This window comes from Selenomonas sp. oral taxon 126 (genome assembly GCF_001683335.1).
Classification (GTDB): domain Bacteria; phylum Bacillota; class Negativicutes; order Selenomonadales; family Selenomonadaceae; genus Centipeda.
In genome coordinates, this window is record NZ_CP016201.1 from 1,645,773 (window position 1) to 1,665,994 (window position 20,222).

The window sequence follows — 20,222 nt, forward strand, 5'->3', positions numbered from 1 at the left end:
TCTTCCATCGGTTTTCCAAGAATTACGCGCTTTGCATCATAATACTTGAATGCCAGCTTGTTCTTGCTGTCTCTGCCCTCGAACGGAATCTGAGGGATGTTTGGAAAAATCTCGCCCATGACCCTGCTCCTTTTCTGTTACGATACAATCCGTTGCCGCATATTGCAGCCTATGATGATATGATAGTTTGGAAACGCAGATTTTTCCTGCATAAATCGGTCAAAAAAAACGATTAGTTTGCTGCTGTTGTAAGAAGTTGAGAATTTCTATTGATTATTGTGTGGTAACATATGTTACGTCTATAGAGGACTTCCTTTGCTATAATCAACACAACAAATGTGTATTATTGCAAAGGAGAAATTCTCATGGATGCTAAAATGTTTTGCTATCAGTGTCAGGAGACTGCGGGCGGCAAGGGCTGCACGGTGCAGGGCGTCTGCGGAAAGAAGCCGGATGTCGCCGAGATGCAGGATCTGCTCGTCTATGTGACGAAGGGGCTCGGCGCGGTGACGACGGCGCTGCGCGCAGAGGGGAAGACGGTCTCGGTGGAGACGAATCATCGCGTGACGATGAATCTCTTCGTGACGATCACGAACGCGAATTTTGACCGCGAGGCGATCATGGATGTGATCGAGGAGAGCCTCGCGCTGAAGGCGGAGCTGCTCGCGCAGCTCAGCGATGCGTCGGGGCTGCCCGAGGTGGCGCATTGGACGGCTCCGCGCGCGGAGTTCTCGGCAAAGGCGAAGACGGTCGGCGTACTTGCAACGGAAAACGAGGATGTGCGCAGCCTGCGTGAGCTGACGACCTACGGTCTCAAGGGTCTCGCTGCCTACATGGAGCATGCAAATGCGCTTGGCTATGAGAACGAGGAGATTGACGCATTTTCGCAGCGCGCGCTGGCACAGCTGCTCGATGATACGATGGACGGCGATGCGCTGACGGCGCTCGTCCTCGAGACGGGCAAGTGGGGCGTCGCGGGCATGGCACTGCTCGATACGGCGAACACGGAGAGCTACGGCAACCCTGAGATCACAAAGGTGAAGCTCGGCGTCCGCAATCGCCCCGGCATCCTTATCTCGGGGCATGATCTCAAGGATCTCGAGCGTCTCCTCGAGCAGACGAAGGGCACGGGCGTCGATGTTTACACGCACGGCGAGATGATTCCCGCGCACTACTACCCGAAGTTCAAGCAGTACGACAACCTCGTCGGCAACTACGGCAACGCGTGGTGGCAGCAGAAGGAGGAGTTCGAGAAGTTCAATGGCGCGATTCTCATGACGACGAACTGCGTTGTGCCTCCGAAGGACAGCTACAAGGAGCGCCTCTTTACAACGGCGGCGGTCGGCGTCGAGGGCTGCACGCATATCCCGCTCGTGAACGGCGAGAAGGACTTCACGCCCGTCATCGAGTGCGCGAAGAAATGCGCGCCCCCGACGGAGCTGGAGACGGGCGAGATCGTCGGCGGCTTTGCACATGAGCAGGTCTTTGCCGTTGCGGACAAGGTTGTCGAGGCGGTCAAGAGCGGCGCAATCAAGAAGTTCGTCGTCATGGCGGGCTGCGACGGGCGCATGAAGTCGCGTGCGTACTACGGCGAGTTTGCCGAGGCGCTGCCGCATGACACTGTCATCCTCACGGCGGGTTGCGCGAAGTACAAGTACATCAAGAAGGATCTCGGCGACATCGGCGGCATCCCGCGCGTGCTCGATGCGGGGCAGTGCAACGACTCCTATTCGCTTGCGTTGATCGCACTGAAGCTCAAAGAGGTATTCGGTCTGGATGATGTGAACAAGCTGCCGATTGCCTATAACATCGCGTGGTACGAGCAGAAGGCGGTTATCGTTCTCCTCGCCCTCCTCCACCTCGGCGTGAAGAACATCCACCTCGGCCCCACGCTCCCCGCGTTCCTCTCTCCGAACGTCGCAAAGGTGCTCGTAGAGACCTTCGGCATTGGTGGCATCACGAATGTTGAGGACGATATGGCAATGTTCGGTATTGAGGTGAATACGCCCGAAGCTACTGCCGTGTAAAATAATCTCCATTCATAGATAAGCAAATGGGACTTCCGTACGAAACAAAATGTTCTTTCGTACGGAAGTCCCGTTTTTGCGTGAGTTTACAGCGCCGCGCGCAGGAGATTTTTCGTATAGTCCTCACTTGGTTCTCTGAGGACGCGGCGGGTCTCGCCCTGCTCGACGATGCGTCCATTCTGCATGATGAGGACGCGGTCGGCGATGGAACTGACGAGCGGCAGATCATGCGAGATGAAGAGGAGGCTCATTGCGTGTTCCTGCTGTAGGTGCAGGAGGAGGGCGACGATCTTCGCCTGTACGGAGACATCGAGCGCGGAGGTCGCCTCATCGCAGATGAGGATGTCGGGATGCACCGCCATCGCGCGTGCAATCGCGGCACGCTGGCACTCACCGCCGCTTATCTCGTGTGGGTAGCGCGCCGCGTAGGAGGCGGGGAGTCCCACCTCGGTGAGGAGCTGCGCGACGCGCTGCTCGGTTGTGCACCCGTCGGGATTGCACAGGCGGCAGATGGTCTCGCCGATCATCGCGCCGATACTGCGGCGTGGATTGAACGAGCCGACTGCATCCTGAAAGACCATCTGCATACGCGTGTAGAGCGCGCGGCGCTCCCTGCCCGAGACGTGCGCGATATTCCTGCCATCCAAGAAGATCTTCCCGCCCGTAGGTGCGTGCAGCCCCGTGAGCAGCTTTGCTACGGTGGATTTGCCGCTACCGCTCTCACCGACGATGCCGAGCAGCTCGCGCCGCGCGAGGGTGAACGAAATATCGTTCACTGCCTGTACGCGCCCTGCCGCATCGTCGAAGTGCATGGAGACGCTGTCAAAGCGCAGGAGGTCTTGGAAATGGGCGCCCCTTCCACCGCTTACGCGGTCCCCCTCCCCCGTCGTGACGGGGGAGGCTATGGGAGCGGTGTTTTTCTCTGCATGATCTCTGCGGTCGCAGTCCGTATGTGTCGCAGCGTGCATTTTCGGCACTGCCGCAAGTAGTTCCTGCGTATAGGGATGCTGCGGATTGCTCAGCACCTCGTCCACTGCGCCCTGCTCGACAATGCGCCCCCGACACATGACGGCGACGCGGTCGGCGATGTGCCGCACGACGCCGATGTTGTGCGTGATGAGGAGGATCGCTGTGCCCGTGCGCTCTCTGAGGGCGCGCAGATGGTCGAGTACCTGCAGCTGGATGGTGGCGTCGAGTGCCGAGGTCGGCTCGTCGGCGAGCAGCAGCTGCGGGCGCAGGATGACGGCGAGGGCGATGGCGGCGCGCTGCGCCATGCCGCCCGAGAGCTCGAACGGGTATGCGCGCAGAATGCGGTCGATGTCGGTGAATCCCATGCCGCTGAATACCTCTGCGGCGCGTGCACGGATTTCTGCCTGCGAGAGATCCGTGTGCGCGCGCATGGTCTCGACGAGCTGCGTGCCAATGCGCCGCGCGGGGTTCAGAGATGCGCCGGCGTACTGAAACACCATGGCGAGCTCCTCACCACGCATACGGCGGCGCGTGCTCTCGGTGAGCACGGCGATGTCGCGCCCGTTCATGGAGACGGTACCCGCGTGGATCTCGGTGGAGAGTCCGCGAATCTGGGCGATGGCGCGCAGCAGTGTGGATTTGCCGCTGCCGCTTTCGCCGACGATGCCGAGGACTTCGCCCGCCGAGAGGCTGAGACAGATGTCCTCGACAACGGCGTCACCGCCGTAGCCTGCGGTCAGATGGTCGATTCGTAAGAGTTCCTGTCGCTCCGCTCCGCTGTGCACGCTGCTCACTTCTTATCCAAATCCTTTGTCACGTGGTAGTAGTCGCTCGGCGTGGAGAGGAAGCCCGTGACGTTCTTGGAGATGCCGATCTGCATGTTGTTGAAGCCGATGAAGTCCATCGCCGCATCGTCGATGATCTGCTGCTGGATGCGGTTGACGAGCGCGATGCGCTGCGCGGGATCGAATGTGTTCGGTAGCTCCGCAAGCGCAGCCTCGACGACGGGGCTGTTGTAGCGTCCGAAGTTGGCGACGCCCTGTGCGCTCGCCGTGTCGCGCAGGAAGGCATACGGGTCGCCCGTCGGCATGGTGATGACGGAGTAGAGGGAAAGCTCGTATTCGCCGGGCTTCAGATAGGTCGATTTCTCATGCGAGACAATCTGGATGTTGATGCCGATCTTCTTGAGCTGTGCCTGCATCTCTGTTGTGATGTTCTCGTTGAAGAGACGCTTGTAGACACCCATCTCGACGGTCAGCGGCTGTCCGTTCTTCTCGACAATGCCGTCGCCGTTCGTGTCCGTATATCCTGCCGCCGCAAGCACCTGCTTTGCCTTTTCAGGATCGTAGGAGCGTGCCTTGAGCGCGGGATCGCCATAGGGCGTGGAGGCGAGGAACGCACTGTTCGAGGCAGTCATTGCGCCCTTGAGGTACTGGTCGCCGATGGTCTTTTTGTCGACACCGTACATGATCGCCTGACGAACCGCAGGATCGGTGAGCTTATCGAGGTTCATGTAGAGCTGATAGGTGCGCGTCTGCGGTGTCTTGACAACCGTAAACTTGTCATTCGCCGCAATCGTCTCTGCCGTCTCGGGGCTGAGATCCAGTGCTACGTCGATCTCATCGCCCTGCAGTGCCATTGCAAGCGTGTTGAAGTCTGCGATCTTCGTGTACTCGACCTCATCGACCTTCACGTCGCCGCCCCAATACTTCGGGTTCTTCGTCATGACTGCGTGCTTGTCTGCTTCAAAGCTGCTCATGACAAACGGCCCCGTGCAGATGGGAGCGTTCTCAAAGTCCTTCGTGCCTGCAACATCGACGATGACGGCGTACGGGTCGCAGAGATCGTTGACGAGGGTCGCATACGGTGCTTTCGTACGGATCGTGAGGACATTTCCCTCTGCCGTGTACTCTGCATCCTTCAGCCATGCGGCGCGGTCATTCGTCTCCGCCGTGCGCTTGAGCGAGGCGATGACCTTGTCCGCCGTCATCTTCTCGCCGTTCGAGAACGTGACATTGTCCTTCAGTGTGATGCGCCAGACCGTCGGCTCGATATTCTCCGCCTTCTCGGCGAGCCACGGCTGCGGCTTCATACTGTCGTCAAGACGGAAGAGTGTTTCGCCGACACCGTAGCGTACGGCGTACCAGCCCATCCACTCCTTCGCGGGATCCATCGAGCTCGTCACGGCGACTGTGCCGCCGACGCGCACGATTTTCTTGCTGTCTGCCGCCTGATCGGAGCCGCCGCAGCCGCTCATGGCGAGCGGAACGGCGAGCAGGAGTGCGGCGCAGAGACGTTTCAGTGTTTTGTTCATAGTTCCTCCTAGTATGGTGAAAATGTATTGTGATATGCTACAAACCACTAACGCATTCGCGTAGGACTTGCATCATAAAAATAAACTTTATTTATGCTTTTGTTAATGTTGTCCAGATGCTCAAAGCGCCCCTACCACCATGCTGCGCATGGTCCCCATCCCCCGCATCGGCGGGGGATGCTTTGGATTACGGCATATTAGCTTCCCCCGTCGAAACGGGGGAAGTGGCGAGCCTGCGAGCCGATAGGGGCGCTCCGCGAGCAGCCCTATCGCATTTTAGGATCGAGGAGATCCCGTAGCTGGTCGCCGAACATGTTGAATACCATCATGACGGCGACCATCACCGCGCTCGGAGCGAGTGCCGCCCACGGTGCCTGTTGCAGATATTTCTGCCCCTCGCTGATCATTGCGCCCCACTCCGCCGCCGGAATCTGGACGCCGATGCCGAGATAGGACAGCCCCGCAAGCCCCATCATCATGGTGCTGACGTGCAGGATGGCGGTGATGAGGAGCGGTCCCGCGATGTTCGGCAGGATATGGAGAAAGAGGATGCGCGCGTCATTGCACCCCGAAAGCCGCGCGGCATGGATGTATGTCTCCTCCCGCGCTGCCGCCGCCGCGCTGCGTGCGAGGCGCGCGTACTGCGTCCACGTCGTGAGGATCAGCGCGAGTACGGCGTTGAACAGTCCGCCGCCGAGCACGCCCGCGACCGCAATCGCGAGCACAATGTCGGGAAACGCTTGGAAAATATCCGTTACGCGCATGAGGATCGCATCCGCCCGCCCGCGATAGTAGCCCGCGAGGAGGCCGATCATGCTGCCGAACGAGCCCGCAATGAGGATGATAAAGAGTGCCGAGAAGATCGACGTTCTCCCGCCCGCGAGGATGCGCGAGAGGATGTCCCTGCCGTAGTTGTCTGTGCCGAGCAGATGCTCCGCCGAGGGCGGCTTTAGGATCAGCTGCGGATTTGTCACATAGGGATCGTAGGGGGCGAGCTGCGCGGAGAAGAGACTCGCAATGAGGATGAGCGCCGCGAGCAGCGCGAGTGCGCGGAAGAGGCGCGGCGTTTGCAGAAAGGCATTGAGCATTTAGAGCTCCTTGATCTTCGGATTGAAATAGCGGTAGGAGAGGTCGGCGAGCAGATTCACAAGGAAGAACGCGAGCGCCATCCAGACGACAACCGCCTGTATGACGGGATAGTCACGCGCACTGATCGCTGTCATGATGAGGTTGCCGACGCCCGGCCAGTTAAAGATGGTCTCGATGATGACCGTCCCGCCGAGCAACGAGCCGACCGAGATGCCCGTGAGGGTGATGACGATGACCATGATGTTTTTCAGCACATTGCGAAAGAGGATCACGCGCTCGGGAATCCCGCGCGCGCGCAGTCCGATCACGTAGTCCTTTGCCAGCTCGTCGAGCGCCGCCGCGCGGATCTGACGGATATAGCGCGAGGACATGACGAGGGCGAGGGTCAGCGCGGGCAGTACCATGCCGACTGGCTTTGTTGTCGCGAGGACGGGAACCCAGCCGAGCCGATAGGAGAATACGAACATGAGGACGATGCCGATGATGAAGCCGGGCGTTGCGTTGCCGATGAAGGTCAGGAAGCGCAGCGCGTAGTCCATGCGGCTGTTGCGGCACGCAGCAATGGCGACGCCGAGCGGCAGCGAGATGAGGAGGGTGAGCCCCATTGCCGTGCCCGCCATGCGCAGGGTATAGGGGACAGCCTTCCAGAAGGTCGTTGCAACGGGCACGTCTGTGATGTAGGATCTGCCCATGTCCCCTTGGAGGAAGTGGACGAGCCACCGTCCGTACTGGACGAGGAAGGGCGCGTCGAGCCCCATCTCCGCGCGCATGCGCTCGACGATCTGCGGATCAATCGCCGTGCCGCCCGCCGAGAGGCGGATGCCGACGGGATCGCCCGGGGCGATGTAGATGAGTCCAAAGGAAAGCAGGGTGATGCCGAAAAAGACGGGGATGAACTGCAAACATCGCTGAAAAAAATCTTTTGCTGTCATAGAATGCTCCATTATATTGTAAGTTCTTACGTAGATATCAAAAATGTGATAGCTATTGTTTATGATGTTTCTCTTGGAAAACGATTTTTAGTATAGCCCGCGCAGACGAAAAATGTCAATCCTTTGTCAAAAAATATTTCTTGTTTCCATCTATTGAGGTTGATATATAAGGATTTTTTCGAGTCCTTCATCATATATTCATATCTTGTTCATGAGTTGATGAAATGTTATTACTATAAATTTTAAATATCATGCATCGAAATTTAAAGATATGAATACAGGTACACATTATGCTGCGCCGCAGCTGCACGCGAAACATTTGACCCCGCGCCATCTTCTCGCTATAATGGGGGAACACTGTGCAGAAAGTAAGATACGGCAAAGCGCCGCATGGGAGGGCTTACAGATGAGGATTTTGGCTGCGGACGGTATTTCGCCCAAGGGGATTGAACTGCTGGCAGAGTATGAGGTCGACGTACGCGAGAAGATTTCGCATGAGGAGCTGGTGGAGATCATCGGCGACTACGACGCGCTCATGGTGCGCTCGGCGTCGAAGGTGTCGGCGGATGTGCTCGCGCGCGCGGATCGGCTGAAGATCATTGGGCGCGCGGGGGTCGGTGTGGACAACATCGATGTGAAGGCGGCGACCGAGCGCGGGATCATTGTCATCAATTCGCCGGGTGGCAATACGATTGCGGCGACGGAGCACACGATGGCGATGATGCTCTCGATGGCGCGCAATATCCCCGCCGCAGACGCGACAATGCATGCGGGAGAGTGGAATCGCAAGGCGTTCGTCGGCGTGGAGCTGCGCGGCAAGACGCTCGGTGTCATCGGCATGGGGCGCATCGGCAGCGGCGTTGCAAAGCGTGCGCTTGCCTTTGATATGAACATCATTGCCTACGATCCGTATATCAACGAGGAGCGCGCAAAGGCACTCGGCGTGACCGTCGGAACGCTCGACGACATCTTTGCAGCGGCGGATTTTATCACGGTACATATGCCGCTCACGAAGGAGACGCGCGGCATGATCTCGATGCCGGAGCTGCGTAAGATGAAGAAGGGCGTGCGTCTCGTCAACTGCGCGCGCGGCGGCATTATCAACGAAAGTGATTTGGCGGCAGCGGTCAAGGATGGGATCGTCGCGGGGGCGGCAATCGATGTGTTCGAGAGCGAGCCGCTCGCGGAGGATCATCCGCTGCGCGGCGTTCCGGGCGTTGTACTCACGCCGCATCTCGGCGCGTCTACGGTGGAGGCACAGATTGGTGTGTCCGTGGACGTGGCGGAGGGGATCCGTGCGGCACTGCGCGGCGAGCCGGTGACGGCAGCGGTCAACATGGCACCCGTCTCGAAGGAAGTCATGCGCGTCATTCGCCCCTACATCACACTTGCGGAGCAGCTCGGCTGCACCGTTTGCTCGCTCGCCGAAGGCCCCATCTCCCATGTGGAGGTCGTCTACAACGGTGAGATCACGGAGGTCAACACGAGCTTTCTCACAACGGCACTCCTCAAGGGGATGCTCAACCCCATCCTCGAGAGCGAGATCAACTACGTCAACGCGCCGAGTGTTGCGAAGTCGCGCGGCATCAAGGTGACGGAGATCAAGGAAAAGGAAACCTCGCACTATTCGACGCTCATCACCGTGCGTGTCACGACGGCGGCGGGCACAGCAGAAGCGGGTACGGCAGAGGTACAGGGCACGCTCTTCGGCACGGAGGGGCGCATCGTACGGATCAACGGCTTCCGTGTGGACATCGACCCGCACGCACGTCTCCTCATCTGCCCGCACATCAACCGCCCCGGTGTCATCGGCACGGTCGGCTCCATCATGGGCGAGGCAGGCATCAATATCTCGTCGATGCAGGTCGGCAAGTCGAAGCGCGAGGGCATGAGCATCATGGCACTCACGATTGACCACGACATCCCCGATGATACGCTTGCGCGTGTGCTTGCGATCGACGGCATCTTCGACGCAAAATTTGTCAACTTTGAGACGATCTGAGTTTGTCTTAGCAGCGGATGTGAAGCCCCAAAGCAAACCCTAGTGGAGCAAGCGGAGAAAAGTATGCGTTCTGCCCCCTGCGGATTTCTTTCGTTCAAGCGCAGCGCGTTTAAGAAGTCCGCAGGTATTTATGCAGATAAGCACACGACCGCTTGCGTAACTAAGCGTTTGCGTGGGGCTTTACATGACGGATTACAAGAAGAATCAGAAGGATTTCAGCCTTTTTCCATAATTGTTCTGTATGATATAGTCAAAAGGACAAAGAGTTGATTTACAAGGGAGGCAAAAGCCTGTGAATACACTCAAGACCACAATGCTCATGGCGCTCCTCATGGCACTCATGGTTGCCCTCGGCGGTGCATTCGCCGGACATACGGGCATGACCGTCATGCTCATCATCGCACTCGGCATGAACTTCTTCTCGTATTGGTTCTCCGACCGCATGGTGCTCAGCATGTATAACGCGCAGGAGGTCGACCGTCAGGGTGCGCCCGATCTCTACGGGCTCGTCGAAAATCTCGCGGGGCGTGCGGGGCTGCCCATGCCGCGTGTCTACATCATCAACGAGGATGCGCCGAACGCCTTTGCGACGGGGCGTAATCCCTCGAACGCGGCAGTCGCCGTCACGACGGGGCTCATGCGTGCGCTCGACTACAACGAGATCTCGGGCGTGCTCGGGCATGAGCTCGCGCACGTCAAGCACCGCGATATCCTCATCTCGACCATTGCGGCGACGATGGCGACCGTCATCTCCTACGCCGCGAGCATTGCCCAGTGGGCAGCGATCTTCGGCGCGGGACGCTCGAGCGACGATGACCGCGGCGGCATTATCGGGCTCATTGCAACGGCGATCATTGCACCGATTGCGGCGGCACTGATCCAGATGGCGATCTCGCGCTCGCGCGAGTACAGCGCGGACGAGGGCGGCGCAGAGATCTGCGGCAACCCGAACTACCTTGCGTCGGCGCTCGAGAAGATCGAGTACTACGCCGTGCACGGCGCGCCGCTCCCCGAGGCGACGCCCGCGACCGCACATATGTGCATCATCAACCCGCTGACGGGTCGCGACATCTCCTTCAAGAGCCTGTTCTCGACCCACCCCGCGACGCAGGAGCGCATCGCACGTCTGCGCGAACAGGCACAGCGCATGCACATCCGCTGATTTTTCAACGATACCCGGCTTCAAGAGTTTGCAGTGAACTCTTGGGGCTTTTTGTATGTCGTTGTGTATTGCACTTGTCCGCACATACAGATATAATATCAGTAGAATGATTTACGCAAGGAAGAAGGAGGGGCGTTATTATGGCAGCAAAATCCGCCAATCTATATGCGAGAGTCGAGCCGGACGTTAAGGAACGGGCAGAGGAGATACTTGCGGCGCTCGGCATTCCGGCATCCAATGCAATCAATATGTTCTATCGTCAGGTGATCCTGCAGCAGGGGCTTCCGTTCGATGTGAAAATACCGCGCAGACACTCTCTTGATGTGAGCAGGCTGTCGGAAGAGGAGCTTAATAGAGAGCTTGAAAAGGGCTATGCCGATATTGAGGCAGGACGGACGCGACCCGCGCGCGAGGTCTTTGCTGAACTGCGGCGTGAGTACGGGCTATGATGTATCGCGTTGAACTCTCTGCGCAAGCAAAGGAGGATATGCGTGAGATTTATGTTGAACTCCGAGCCATAGATAGTGCAGAGGCACTCTTTCGACATTTGGAGGAGCACATCTATGCACTTGAAGAAATGCCTGAACGGTATCGGCTCTATGAAGGTGAGCCGTGGCGCACGCACGGTCTTCGCGTTATGCCTGTCGACCATTATCTCGTTTTCTACATACCGAATCACGAGAGCCGCATTGTGACCGTCATCCGCATTTTATACGGAGGGCGGGATAGCGTAGCGCAGCTCGCGAGGTATACGGAAAATAATGATATGGTATGACCGCGTTACAATAAGGACGACAAATCTATTTCAATAGGAGGAAACGACATGAGTTCACTGCACATTGCTGCCGAGAAGGGCGAGGTCGCGGAGCGCATCCTGCTGCCGGGCGATCCGCTGCGCGCGAAGTTCATCGCGGAGAATTTCCTGGAGGGGGCGAAGGAGTACACATCCATCCGCAACATCCTCGGCTATACAGGCACGTACAAGGGCGTTCCAGTCTCCGTGCAGGGCACAGGCATGGGCATGCCGTCGATCTCCATCTATGTGAATGAGCTGATGGACTACTACGGCGTGCAGAAGCTCATCCGCGTCGGCACCTGCGGCGGCATGCACGAGAAGGTGAAGCTGCGCGACGTATTCATCGCACAGGGCGCGACCACGGACTCCTCCATGCTCCGCAATATCTTCGGCGGTGCGATCAACTATGCGCCGCTCGCGGACTACGAGCTGCTTTCCGCCGCCGTGGAGAACGCGAAGAAGCTGAATCTCCCCGTGCGCGTCGGCAATGTGATCTCTGTCGACCGCTTCTACGATGAGGAGATCGACAACGCAAAGCTGCGTCAGTACGGTGTGCTCGCGGTCGAGATGGAGGCTGCGGCACTCTATACGCTCGCGGCGAAGTACGGACGGCAGGCACTCGCGCTCTTCACCGTCAGCGACCATCTCGTCACGGGCGAGAAGTGCACGGCAGAGGAGCGGCAGACGACGTTCAGCGATATGATCAAGATCGCGCTTGAGACGGCGGTCGGCTGAAAATCTTCATGAGAGACCTTGTGAACGCGAGGTCTCTTTTTGATTCCGAAATGCATAAATTTTTTTTGCTTTTCAAAAGAAAACGTTTGCTTTTTTGAAAATGATGGGTTATAATGAAAACCGTAAGAAAGAAAACGTTTACTTTTCCAAGAACCTTTTCCATTTTATCATTTTCAAGAGTTGTTAGTGGGAAACATTCATCTGTTTCCCATGATGAAGGAGGGAGTCACATGGAGGAGAAGAAATTCATCCTCACAATCAGCCGTCGGTACGGCTGCGGTGGGCGGGAGCTCGCGAACATTCTCGCGGAGAAGCTGGGGGTTCATCTCTATGACCGCCAGATCGTCCACCTCGCGGCGGCAAAGCTCGGCATCAACGATCTGCATGAGAAGGAGCTGTTCGAACTTGAGAACACGGTGAAGCCGCTTGCCTCGCGCTTCATTCCGTTCCACTCGTTCGGTATGGCGATGGGCGAGTCCAGTCAGGGGATGTTCATGGCGGAGTCAAACGTTGTGCGGAAACTTGCCGACGATGGCCCGTGCATTTTCCTCGGACGCTGTGCGGACTATGCGCTTCGGAAGCGCGACGATGTGTTTTCCATTTTCGTCTGTGCGGACGACGACTACCGTGAGGAGCGCGGACGCACGGTCTACGAGGGCAAGACGCTCAAGGAGATGGATCGCGAGGATGAGAAACGCGCGCGCTACTATGATTACTATACGGGGCGCAAGTGGGGCGACGGTGCACACTACGATCTCGTTGTGAATGCGGGGCGTGCGCCGCTCGCGCAGATTGCGGACGGCATCATCGCCTACATCCGCACGGTCAAAGGCTGAGGAGGGGGTCCCATGTCGGACAAAAAGAGCAAGTTCTGGCCGCGTATCGCATATTCCTGCGGCACCTTCGGACATGATGTGTTCTATGCTATGCTCGCGACGTACTTTATGATCTTTGTCACGAGCAATCTGTTCCACTCCGATAACCATGAACACGATGCCTATATGATCGGCATTGTAACGACGATCATCCTTGTGCTGCGCGTCTGTGAACTCTTTCTTGATCCTTTCATTGGCAATACGATTGACAAGACGAAGACGCGCTGGGGCAAGTTCAAGCCGTGGGTCATCGTGGGCGCATTCGTCGCAGCGATCACGCTGGCGATCCTCTTCACGGATATGGGTGGGCTGACGGTATCGAACCCAATGCTCTACCTCGTTCTCTTTGCAGTTCTCTATCTCATCATGGATGTATTCTATTCGGCAAAGGACGTTGCGATCTGGTCGATGATTCCTGCGCTCTCGTTCGACTCACGTGAGCGCGAGGTGACGGCAACATACGCGCGTATCGGCTCGGTGTTCGGCGGTCAGCTGGTCACGGCGATTGTCATGCCCGTTGTGCTCTACTTCTCTCTCAACGAAAATGGCGGCGCGGGCGACTCTGCGGGGTGGTTTGCGTTTGCGGTCATTGGCGGCGGCATTGCGACGCTCGGCGCGATCATCCTTGGCCTTGGGACGAAGGAAGAGGACTCTGCGCTGCGTGAGAACAAGACGGAGACTTCGTTCAAGGATGTGTTCTCGGTTCTGCTCAAGAACGATCAGCTCCTCTGGATTGCGATTGCGTATCTGATCTATGGTCTCGGGATCAATATCATCAACAATTTTAACCTCTATTACTTCATCTACGTGCTCGGCGACGCAAAGCAGTTCTCGTTCCTCGGCGTCATCAACGTCATCATCGGTCTGCTTGCCGTCGCGCTCTTCCCGACGCTGACGATGAAGTTCAGCCGCCGCAGGCTCTTCTTTGGCTCGGTTGCTGTGATGCTCGTCGGTATTGTCCTCTATGCAATGGCGGGTACAAGCGTCCTTATGACGCTCTTTGCCGCAGGACTCTTTGCCCTGCCGCAGCCGTTGGTCTTCCTTGTCGTGCTCATGACGATCACGGATACGGTCGAGTATGGGCAGCTGAAGCTCGGGCATCGTGATGAGGCGCTTGTCCTCTGCGTGCGTCCACTCGTGGACAAGCTCGCGGGTGCAATCACGAGCGGCATGATCGGCATTACGGCGATCTGGGTCGGCATGACGAGCGGAGCGACGGCGGCGACGATTACGCCGGAGAACCTCTTCAACTTTAAACTCGTCATGTTTGCGCTGCCGTTTGTGTTCATCCTGCTTGGGACGATTCTCTATCGTGCGAAGGTGACGCTTACGGAGGCGGAGCATGCACGCATTGTGGAGGAACTCGAGGAGAAATGGGATGAAATGAATAAGTAATCCTGTGGTAACATTTGTGGAAGCGGTCGCTAGCGACCGCTTTCTTTGCAGAAATGGAGGTCTTGATATGAGTGGCTTCGATTTTGGGAAACTGAAAGACCCGCAGTACTTTGCGGAGAACCGTTTGCCCGCGCACAGCGATCATGTTTTCTACCGTGATGAAACGGAGCTTGCACGCGGTGTGTCTTCGTTTTACCGCACGCTCGGCGGGGTATGGCACTTTGCCTATGCGCGGAATACGGCGTTTATCCCGCAGGGATTTGAGGCGGCGGACTATGACTGTCACGACTGGGAGACGATTCATGTGCCGGCGCATATCCAGATGGAGGGGCACGGCGTACCGCATTACACGAATACGACGTATCCGTGGGACGGGCACGAGAGCATCGCGCCGGGTGAAATTCCAACGCGCAGCAATCCCGTCGGCTGCTATGTGAAGTATTTCAACGTGCCGGAGGACTGGGAAAATGTTTTTATCTCCTTTGGCGGCGTGGACGCGGCACTCGCGCTCTTCCTCAACGGGCATTTCGTCGGCTACAGTGAGGACAGCTGCACACCTGCGGACTTTGATCTGACGCCGTATCTTGTGGCGGGCGAGAATAAGCTGGCGGCGATGGTGTTCCGCTATGCGAGCGCGAGCTGGCTTGAGGATCAGGATTTCTGGCGGTTCTCGGGGATCTATCGCGATGTCCTTATCTATACCAAGCCCGCCGTGCACATCGAGGACATCGGAGTCCGTGCAAATCCTGTTCATAACTATGCGGACGGTCAGCTCTCCATTCGTCTATCGTTCGGCGATGCGGGGGAAAAGGGCGTTATGCTCGATCTCTACGATGCGGACGGCACCGAGGTGCTGCAGATCAATGAGCATTTTGTGGGGACGGCGTACGAGCTTTCGGCGGATATCGCGGGGATTCACTTGTGGAGTGCGGAGGAGCCGTATCTCTACCATGCCGTTCTCTGTGTCTATGATGCGGACGGTCTCCTACAGGAGGTCGTGCGCGTGCGTGTCGGCTTCCGTGAGTTCTGCATGAGGGACGGTCTGATGCAGATTAACGGCAAGCGAATTGTGTTCAAAGGGGTGAACCGCCACGAGTTCGACTGCGATCACGGGCGGGCGATGGATCCCGCGCTCTTTGAGCAGGATATCATTGCACTCAAACGCGCGAATGTCAACGCGATCCGCACGTCACATTACCCGAACAGCAGTCGTCTCTATGAGCTGTGCGATATCTACGGGTTCTATGTCATCGACGAGACGAATCTCGAGACGCACGGCTCGTGGATGAAGAACGGAGCATGCGCAAAGGACGAGCATACCGTGCCCGGGGATCACGAGGTTTGGCTGCCCGCCGTGCTCGACCGCGCACAGTCGATGTACGAGCGGGACAAGAACCATCCGTGTATCCTCATCTGGTCGTGCGGCAACGAGTCCTGCGGCGGGCGTGACATCTACGAGATGAGCGAATACTTCCGCCGCGTCGATCCGACGCGCCTCGTGCACTACGAGGGGATTTTCTGGGATCGCAGCTATCCTGCAACGAGCGATATGGAAAGTCAGATGTATACGAAGGCGGCGGACATCGAGGCATTTCTCAAGGAGCACAGGGACAAGCCCTTTATTTGCTGTGAGTATACGCACGCGATGGGCAACAGCTGCGGCGGCATGCACAAGTACACGGAGCTGACGGAGCGCGAGCCACTCTATCAGGGCGGCTTTATCTGGGATTTTGGCGATCAGGCAATTCGTCGGCGCGGGCGGTACGGTGAGGATGTATTTCTCTATGGCGGCGACTTCGGTGACCGTCCGTCGGACTACAACTTCAGCGGTAACGGTATTTTCTTTGCCGATCGTCGTCCGACGGCAAAGCTGCAGGATGTGAAGTTTAACTATCAGAATTTCACGCTGCGCCCTTCGTGGAATGGTGTGGAGATCGAGAACAAGAGCCTCTTTACAAATGCGGACTGCTATGTGCTGCAGCTTGTCCTTGCCGTGGACGGACAGACGGTCTGGCAGCGGCGTATGCCGGCACCCTCCGTACCGCCGGGAGAAACGCGCTGTGTGCCCTGCGCCGTACCCTCGTTTGGCAATGGGGAACATGTGCTGACCGCGACTCTCGTGCTTGCGCAGGAGGAGCGTTGGGCAACCGTGGGGCATGAGGTTGCGTTTGGGCAGACGATTCTGCCGGCATGGACGGGCGACGCACTGCAGATCCGCGATGTCGTTGCGGCGTGTCCTTCCGCACCCGTTTATGCACCGCTCGCGGAGAACGGAAGTCTGCGCGTGGTGCAGGGGGACATCAATCTCGGCGTGCAGGGGGCGGGCTTCTCCCTGATGTTCTCAAGTGCGCAGGGCAATCTCGTCTCCTATCGCTATGGCGGGCGGGAGCTGATTGAGGAACTGCCGCAGCCGTCGTTCTGGCGTGCGCCTGTTGACAACGACTACGGCAGCGGACGCATGGCGGATTGTGCGCAGTGGAAGATTGCGAGTCTCTATCGCCGCTGCACGCGGATTGAGTACAGCGTGGACGGCGCAGCGTCTACGGTGGTGGACGGATTCTTCGGTAGACAGGAGGAATGCCGCGCACAGAGTGTTACGGTACGCTTTACCTATGCACTCACAGCGTCGCCAGCAGCAACCTGCACCGTCACCTATACGGTGGATGCGACGGGGGCACTCCGCGTTGCACTCGACTATGAAGCTGCAGCGGGGCTGCCCGAGATGCCGGACTTTGCGATGCTCTTTACGCTCTCTGCGGACTATGACCGCATTCGCTTCTACGGGTACGGGCCAAAGGAGAACAATATTGACCGCTGCGAGGGTGCGCGGCTCGGTATCTATGAGAGTACGACGGCAGACGAGGTTGAGCCGTATCTGCGTCCGCAGGAGACGGGCAATCACTGTGGCGTGCGCTGGATCGAGGTCACGGACCGCAGCGGGCACGGTATTCGCCTTGCGGGCGATGTGCCGTTCGAGGCGTCGGCACTTCCGTACAGCCCGCATGAGCTTGAGAATGCGCGCCATGCGTACGATCTGCCGCGCCCGCAGCACACGTATCTGCGTGCATCGGCAGGGATGTGCGGCGTGGGCGGAGACGACTCATGGGGCGCACCGGTGCTTGCGGAGTATGTGCAGAAAAACGAAACGCGGCATCTGGCATTTACGCTGAAGGGGATTTGAGGAAAAACGCAGGAGTTTTCAAAAAGCTCTTGCGTTTTTTTGCAAAAAGAGATAGAATAGAAAACGGAAAAGAAAACGTTTACTTTCGCTTAACTACAATTTTGATATTTACCCAAAGATGAACGGAGGATGCAGACGATGGCGATATTGGACGAGATGAACGAAGTGTTTCGCGAGAAGTTCGGCGCGGCGGACACACACGCATATTTCTCACCGGGGCGCGTGAATCTCATCGGTGAGCATACGGACTACAACGGCGGCCATGTCTTCCCGTGCGCGATCTCGCTCGGTACGTATGCGCTCGTTGCACCGCGCACGGACGGCGTGTCGCGGCTCTACTCGATGAATTTGCCGGAGCAGGGCGTGGTGGAGTTCCCCATGCACGGCGCGGTGAAGACGGATGCCTACGGTTGGGCGAACTACCCCATCGGCGTTGTGCGCATGATGGAGGATGCGGGACACGCAGCGGCGCACGGCTTTGACATTCTGTTCTACGGCAATCTCCCGAACGGTGCGGGACTCTCCTCCTCGGCATCCATCGAGGTGCTGATGGCGGTTATCCTGAACGACGAACTCGGGCTTGGCATCGACATGGTGGAACTCGTGAAGCTCGCACAGAAGGCGGAGAATATCTTTGTCGGCATGAACTGCGGCATCATGGATCAGTTCGCGGTTGGAATGGGGAAGAAGGATTGTGCAATCCTCCTCGACTGCAATACCCTTGAATATCGTTACAGCAAGCTCGATCTCAAGGGCTGCAGCATCGTCATCACGAACACGAACAAGGCGCACAGCCTCGTCACATCGGCGTACAACGAACGTCGGATGCAGAGCGAGGCGGCACTCAAGGCTCTGCAGAAGGTGAAGGCGATCAAGTCACTCGGCGAGCTGACAAACGCGGAGTTCGATGAGAATGCCGCCGTCATCGAGGATGAGGTCGAGCGCAGACGCGCACGCCATGCGGTCTACGAGAACCGCCGCACGCTCGAAGCGGTGGAGGCACTTGAGAAAAACGATGTGAAGCGTTTCGGTGCGCTGATGAACGACTCCCATGTCTCCCTGCGCGACGACTACGAGGTGACAGGGCCGGAGCTGGATACGCTCGCAGAACTTGCGTGGCGGCAGGAGGGCGTGCTCGGCTCGCGCATGACGGGCGGCGGCTTTGCAGGCTGCACGGTCAGCATTGTGCGCGACGAGGCGATTCCCGCATTCGAGAAGAATGTTGCAGAGGCGTATACGGCGAAGATCGGCTATGCACCGAGCTTCTATGTGGCGAATATTGCGGACGGCGCACGCCGCCTGTAAGGTGAAAGGAGCATACTCATGGCTATCTTGGTTTGCGGCGGTGCGGGCTACATCGGCTCCCATGCGGTGCACGCGCTCGTCGAAAAGGGCGAGCAGGTCGCCATTGTCGATAATCTGCAGACGGGGCATCGCGGCGCACTGAACCCTGCGGCGAAATTTTACGAGGGCGATATTCGCGATGCCTCCGTGCTCGACAAGATTTTCACGGAGAATAAGATCGAGGCGGTCATTCATTTCGCGGCAAATTCGCTTGTCGGCGAGAGCATGGAAAAGCCGCTGCTCTACTTCAACAACAACGTCTACGGGATGCAGGTACTCCTTGAGGCGATGGTGCGGCACGGCGTGGACAAGATTGTCTTCTCCTCGACGGCGGCGACCTACGGCGAGCCGAAGCGCGTGCCGATCCACGAGGACGACGAGACGTGCCCGACGAATACCTACGGCGAGACGAAGCTCACGATGGAGAAGATGATGAAGTGGGTGAGCCGCGCGAACGGCGTGCGCTATGTCTCCCTGCGCTATTTCAACGCGGCGGGCGCACTGCCCGATGGCTCGATTGGCGAGGATCACAAGACGGAGACGCATCTGATTCCGCTCATTCTCCAAGTGCCGACGGGCAGACGCGACCATATCACGGTGTTCGGCGACGACTACCCGACACCGGACGGGACGTGTCTGCGCGACTACATCCATGTGGTCGATCTCGCGGATGCGCATGTGCTTGCGCTCGAATACCTCAGAAAGGGCGGCGCGAGCGACATCTTCAACCTCGGCAACGGGCAGGGGTTCTCGGTGAAGGAAATGATTGCGGCGGCGGAAAAGGCAACGGGACGCTCCATCAAGGTGGAGATCGGTGCACGCCGTGCGGGCGATCCTGCACAGCTCATTGCGTCGAGCGAGAAAGCGCGTACCGTGCTCGGGTGGAAGCCGCAGTTCACGGATGTGGAGCAGGTCATCGGGACGGCGTGGAAGTGGCATGAGAGCCATCCGCACGGGTATGAGGACTAGGACGGGAGGATGTATCATGTGTGACATTCAGCATGAAATCAGCCGTCTCCTGCACTTTGCGCGTCAAAAGGGGCTGATTGCACCCGAGGACGAGGTCTATGCGGCGAACCGCCTCCTTGATGTGCTGCACGTTGAGGAATATGTGCCCGAAGAGGTGGATGAAACGCTTGAAACGGCAACGCCGATTCTGGAGTGTATGCTCGACTACGCTGCGGAGAAAGGGCTGATCGAGGGGACGACGGACGAGCGCGACCTCTTCGATACGCGCATCATGGACTGTGTGATGCCGCGTCCGTCCGAGGTTGTGCGGCAGTTCCATGCACACTATGAAGAATCGCCGCGCGAGGCGACGGACTACTACTATGCGCTGAGCATCGCCTCGAACTACATCCGCAAGGCGCGTATCGACAAGAACATCGCGTGGAAGACGGC

At 58.0% G+C, this 20,222-nt stretch carries 15 protein-coding genes and 1 pseudogene; 12 read left to right on the top strand and 4 right to left on the bottom strand.

Translation table 11 applies throughout. From position 1 onward, the window contains the following. Positions 1 to 365 precede the first annotated feature (365 nt). Entirely contained in the window at positions 366 to 2,027 is a 1,662-nt protein-coding gene (hcp, locus tag AXF19_RS07510) for a hydroxylamine reductase (protein WP_066847095.1), read from the top strand. An 86-nt stretch (positions 2,028 to 2,113) separates the two neighbouring features. Here the strand turns inward: hcp and AXF19_RS07515 are convergent, their stop codons facing one another. The 4 genes from AXF19_RS07515 to AXF19_RS07530 all read right to left on the bottom strand — a co-directional run bounded on the left by AXF19_RS07515 (position 2,114) and on the right by AXF19_RS07530 (position 7,331). Beyond that, the gene (locus AXF19_RS07515) at positions 2,114 to 3,781 is read right to left on the bottom strand and encodes a dipeptide ABC transporter ATP-binding protein (RefSeq protein ID WP_066847098.1); all 1,668 of its coding nucleotides are present in this window, start codon (positions 3,779 to 3,781) and stop codon (positions 2,114 to 2,116) included. A 5-nt stretch (positions 3,782 to 3,786) separates the two neighbouring features. Then, a complete protein-coding gene (locus tag AXF19_RS07520; RefSeq protein WP_066847105.1) occupies positions 3,787 to 5,310 on the bottom strand; it encodes an ABC transporter substrate-binding protein in 1,524 nt (507 codons plus the stop codon). Positions 5,311 to 5,576: 266 nt separating this feature from the next. After that, complete coding sequence (locus tag AXF19_RS07525) at positions 5,577 to 6,398, bottom strand: ABC transporter permease (protein ID WP_066847107.1); 822 nt, start codon at positions 6,396 to 6,398, stop codon at positions 5,577 to 5,579. Continuing rightward, the gene (locus tag AXF19_RS07530) at positions 6,399 to 7,331 is read right to left on the bottom strand and encodes an ABC transporter permease (RefSeq protein ID WP_066847109.1); all 933 of its coding nucleotides are present in this window, start codon (positions 7,329 to 7,331) and stop codon (positions 6,399 to 6,401) included. A gap of 406 nt (positions 7,332 to 7,737) precedes the next feature. Here AXF19_RS07530 and serA point away from each other — a divergent pair, with 406 nt between their 5' ends. The 11 genes and pseudogenes from serA to AXF19_RS15325 form a co-directional block, all read left to right on the top strand. Further along, positions 7,738 to 9,333, top strand: coding sequence for a phosphoglycerate dehydrogenase (serA, locus tag AXF19_RS07535; protein ID WP_066847115.1), 1,596 nt, complete (start codon positions 7,738 to 7,740; stop codon positions 9,331 to 9,333). A 292-nt stretch (positions 9,334 to 9,625) separates the two neighbouring features. Further along, positions 9,626 to 10,495, top strand: coding sequence for a zinc metalloprotease HtpX (htpX, locus tag AXF19_RS07540; protein WP_066847118.1), 870 nt, complete (start codon positions 9,626 to 9,628; stop codon positions 10,493 to 10,495). Positions 10,496 to 10,635: 140 nt separating this feature from the next. Further along, positions 10,636 to 10,944, top strand: a complete 309-nt coding sequence (locus AXF19_RS07545) for a type II toxin-antitoxin system RelB/DinJ family antitoxin (RefSeq protein ID WP_009440377.1) — start codon at positions 10,636 to 10,638, stop codon at positions 10,942 to 10,944. Between the two features lie 38 nt (positions 10,945 to 10,982). Continuing rightward, positions 10,983 to 11,270 (top strand): type II toxin-antitoxin system RelE/ParE family toxin, encoded by a 288-nt coding sequence (locus AXF19_RS07550; RefSeq protein ID WP_237141545.1) that lies wholly within the window; start codon positions 10,983 to 10,985, stop codon positions 11,268 to 11,270. Positions 11,271 to 11,318: 48 nt separating this feature from the next. Further along, positions 11,319 to 12,026 carry a purine-nucleoside phosphorylase gene (gene deoD, locus AXF19_RS07555; protein ID WP_066847123.1) on the top strand — a complete coding sequence of 236 codons (708 nt, stop codon included), beginning with the start codon at positions 11,319 to 11,321 and terminating at the stop codon, positions 12,024 to 12,026. A 230-nt stretch (positions 12,027 to 12,256) separates the two neighbouring features. Next, on the top strand, positions 12,257 to 12,862 hold the full coding sequence (locus AXF19_RS07560) for a cytidylate kinase-like family protein (RefSeq protein ID WP_066847125.1): 606 nt from the start codon (positions 12,257 to 12,259) through the stop codon (positions 12,860 to 12,862). 12 nt (positions 12,863 to 12,874) lie between these two features. Further along, positions 12,875 to 14,296: a glycoside-pentoside-hexuronide (GPH):cation symporter gene (locus AXF19_RS07565; protein WP_066847127.1), complete on the top strand. Its 1,422-nt coding sequence runs from the start codon at positions 12,875 to 12,877 to the stop codon at positions 14,294 to 14,296. A gap of 67 nt (positions 14,297 to 14,363) precedes the next feature. Beyond that, positions 14,364 to 17,477, top strand: coding sequence for a glycoside hydrolase family 2 TIM barrel-domain containing protein (locus tag AXF19_RS07570; protein ID WP_066847130.1), 3,114 nt, complete (start codon positions 14,364 to 14,366; stop codon positions 17,475 to 17,477). A 138-nt stretch (positions 17,478 to 17,615) separates the two neighbouring features. Continuing rightward, on the top strand, positions 17,616 to 18,782 hold the full coding sequence (locus AXF19_RS07575) for a galactokinase (RefSeq protein WP_066847133.1): 1,167 nt from the start codon (positions 17,616 to 17,618) through the stop codon (positions 18,780 to 18,782). Positions 18,783 to 18,800: 18 nt separating this feature from the next. Beyond that, complete coding sequence (galE, locus tag AXF19_RS07580) at positions 18,801 to 19,790, top strand: UDP-glucose 4-epimerase GalE (RefSeq protein ID WP_066847135.1); 990 nt, start codon at positions 18,801 to 18,803, stop codon at positions 19,788 to 19,790. Between the two features lie 16 nt (positions 19,791 to 19,806). Next, positions 19,807 to 20,222: pseudogene (locus AXF19_RS15325) on the top strand (UDP-glucose--hexose-1-phosphate uridylyltransferase); the annotation flags it as partial.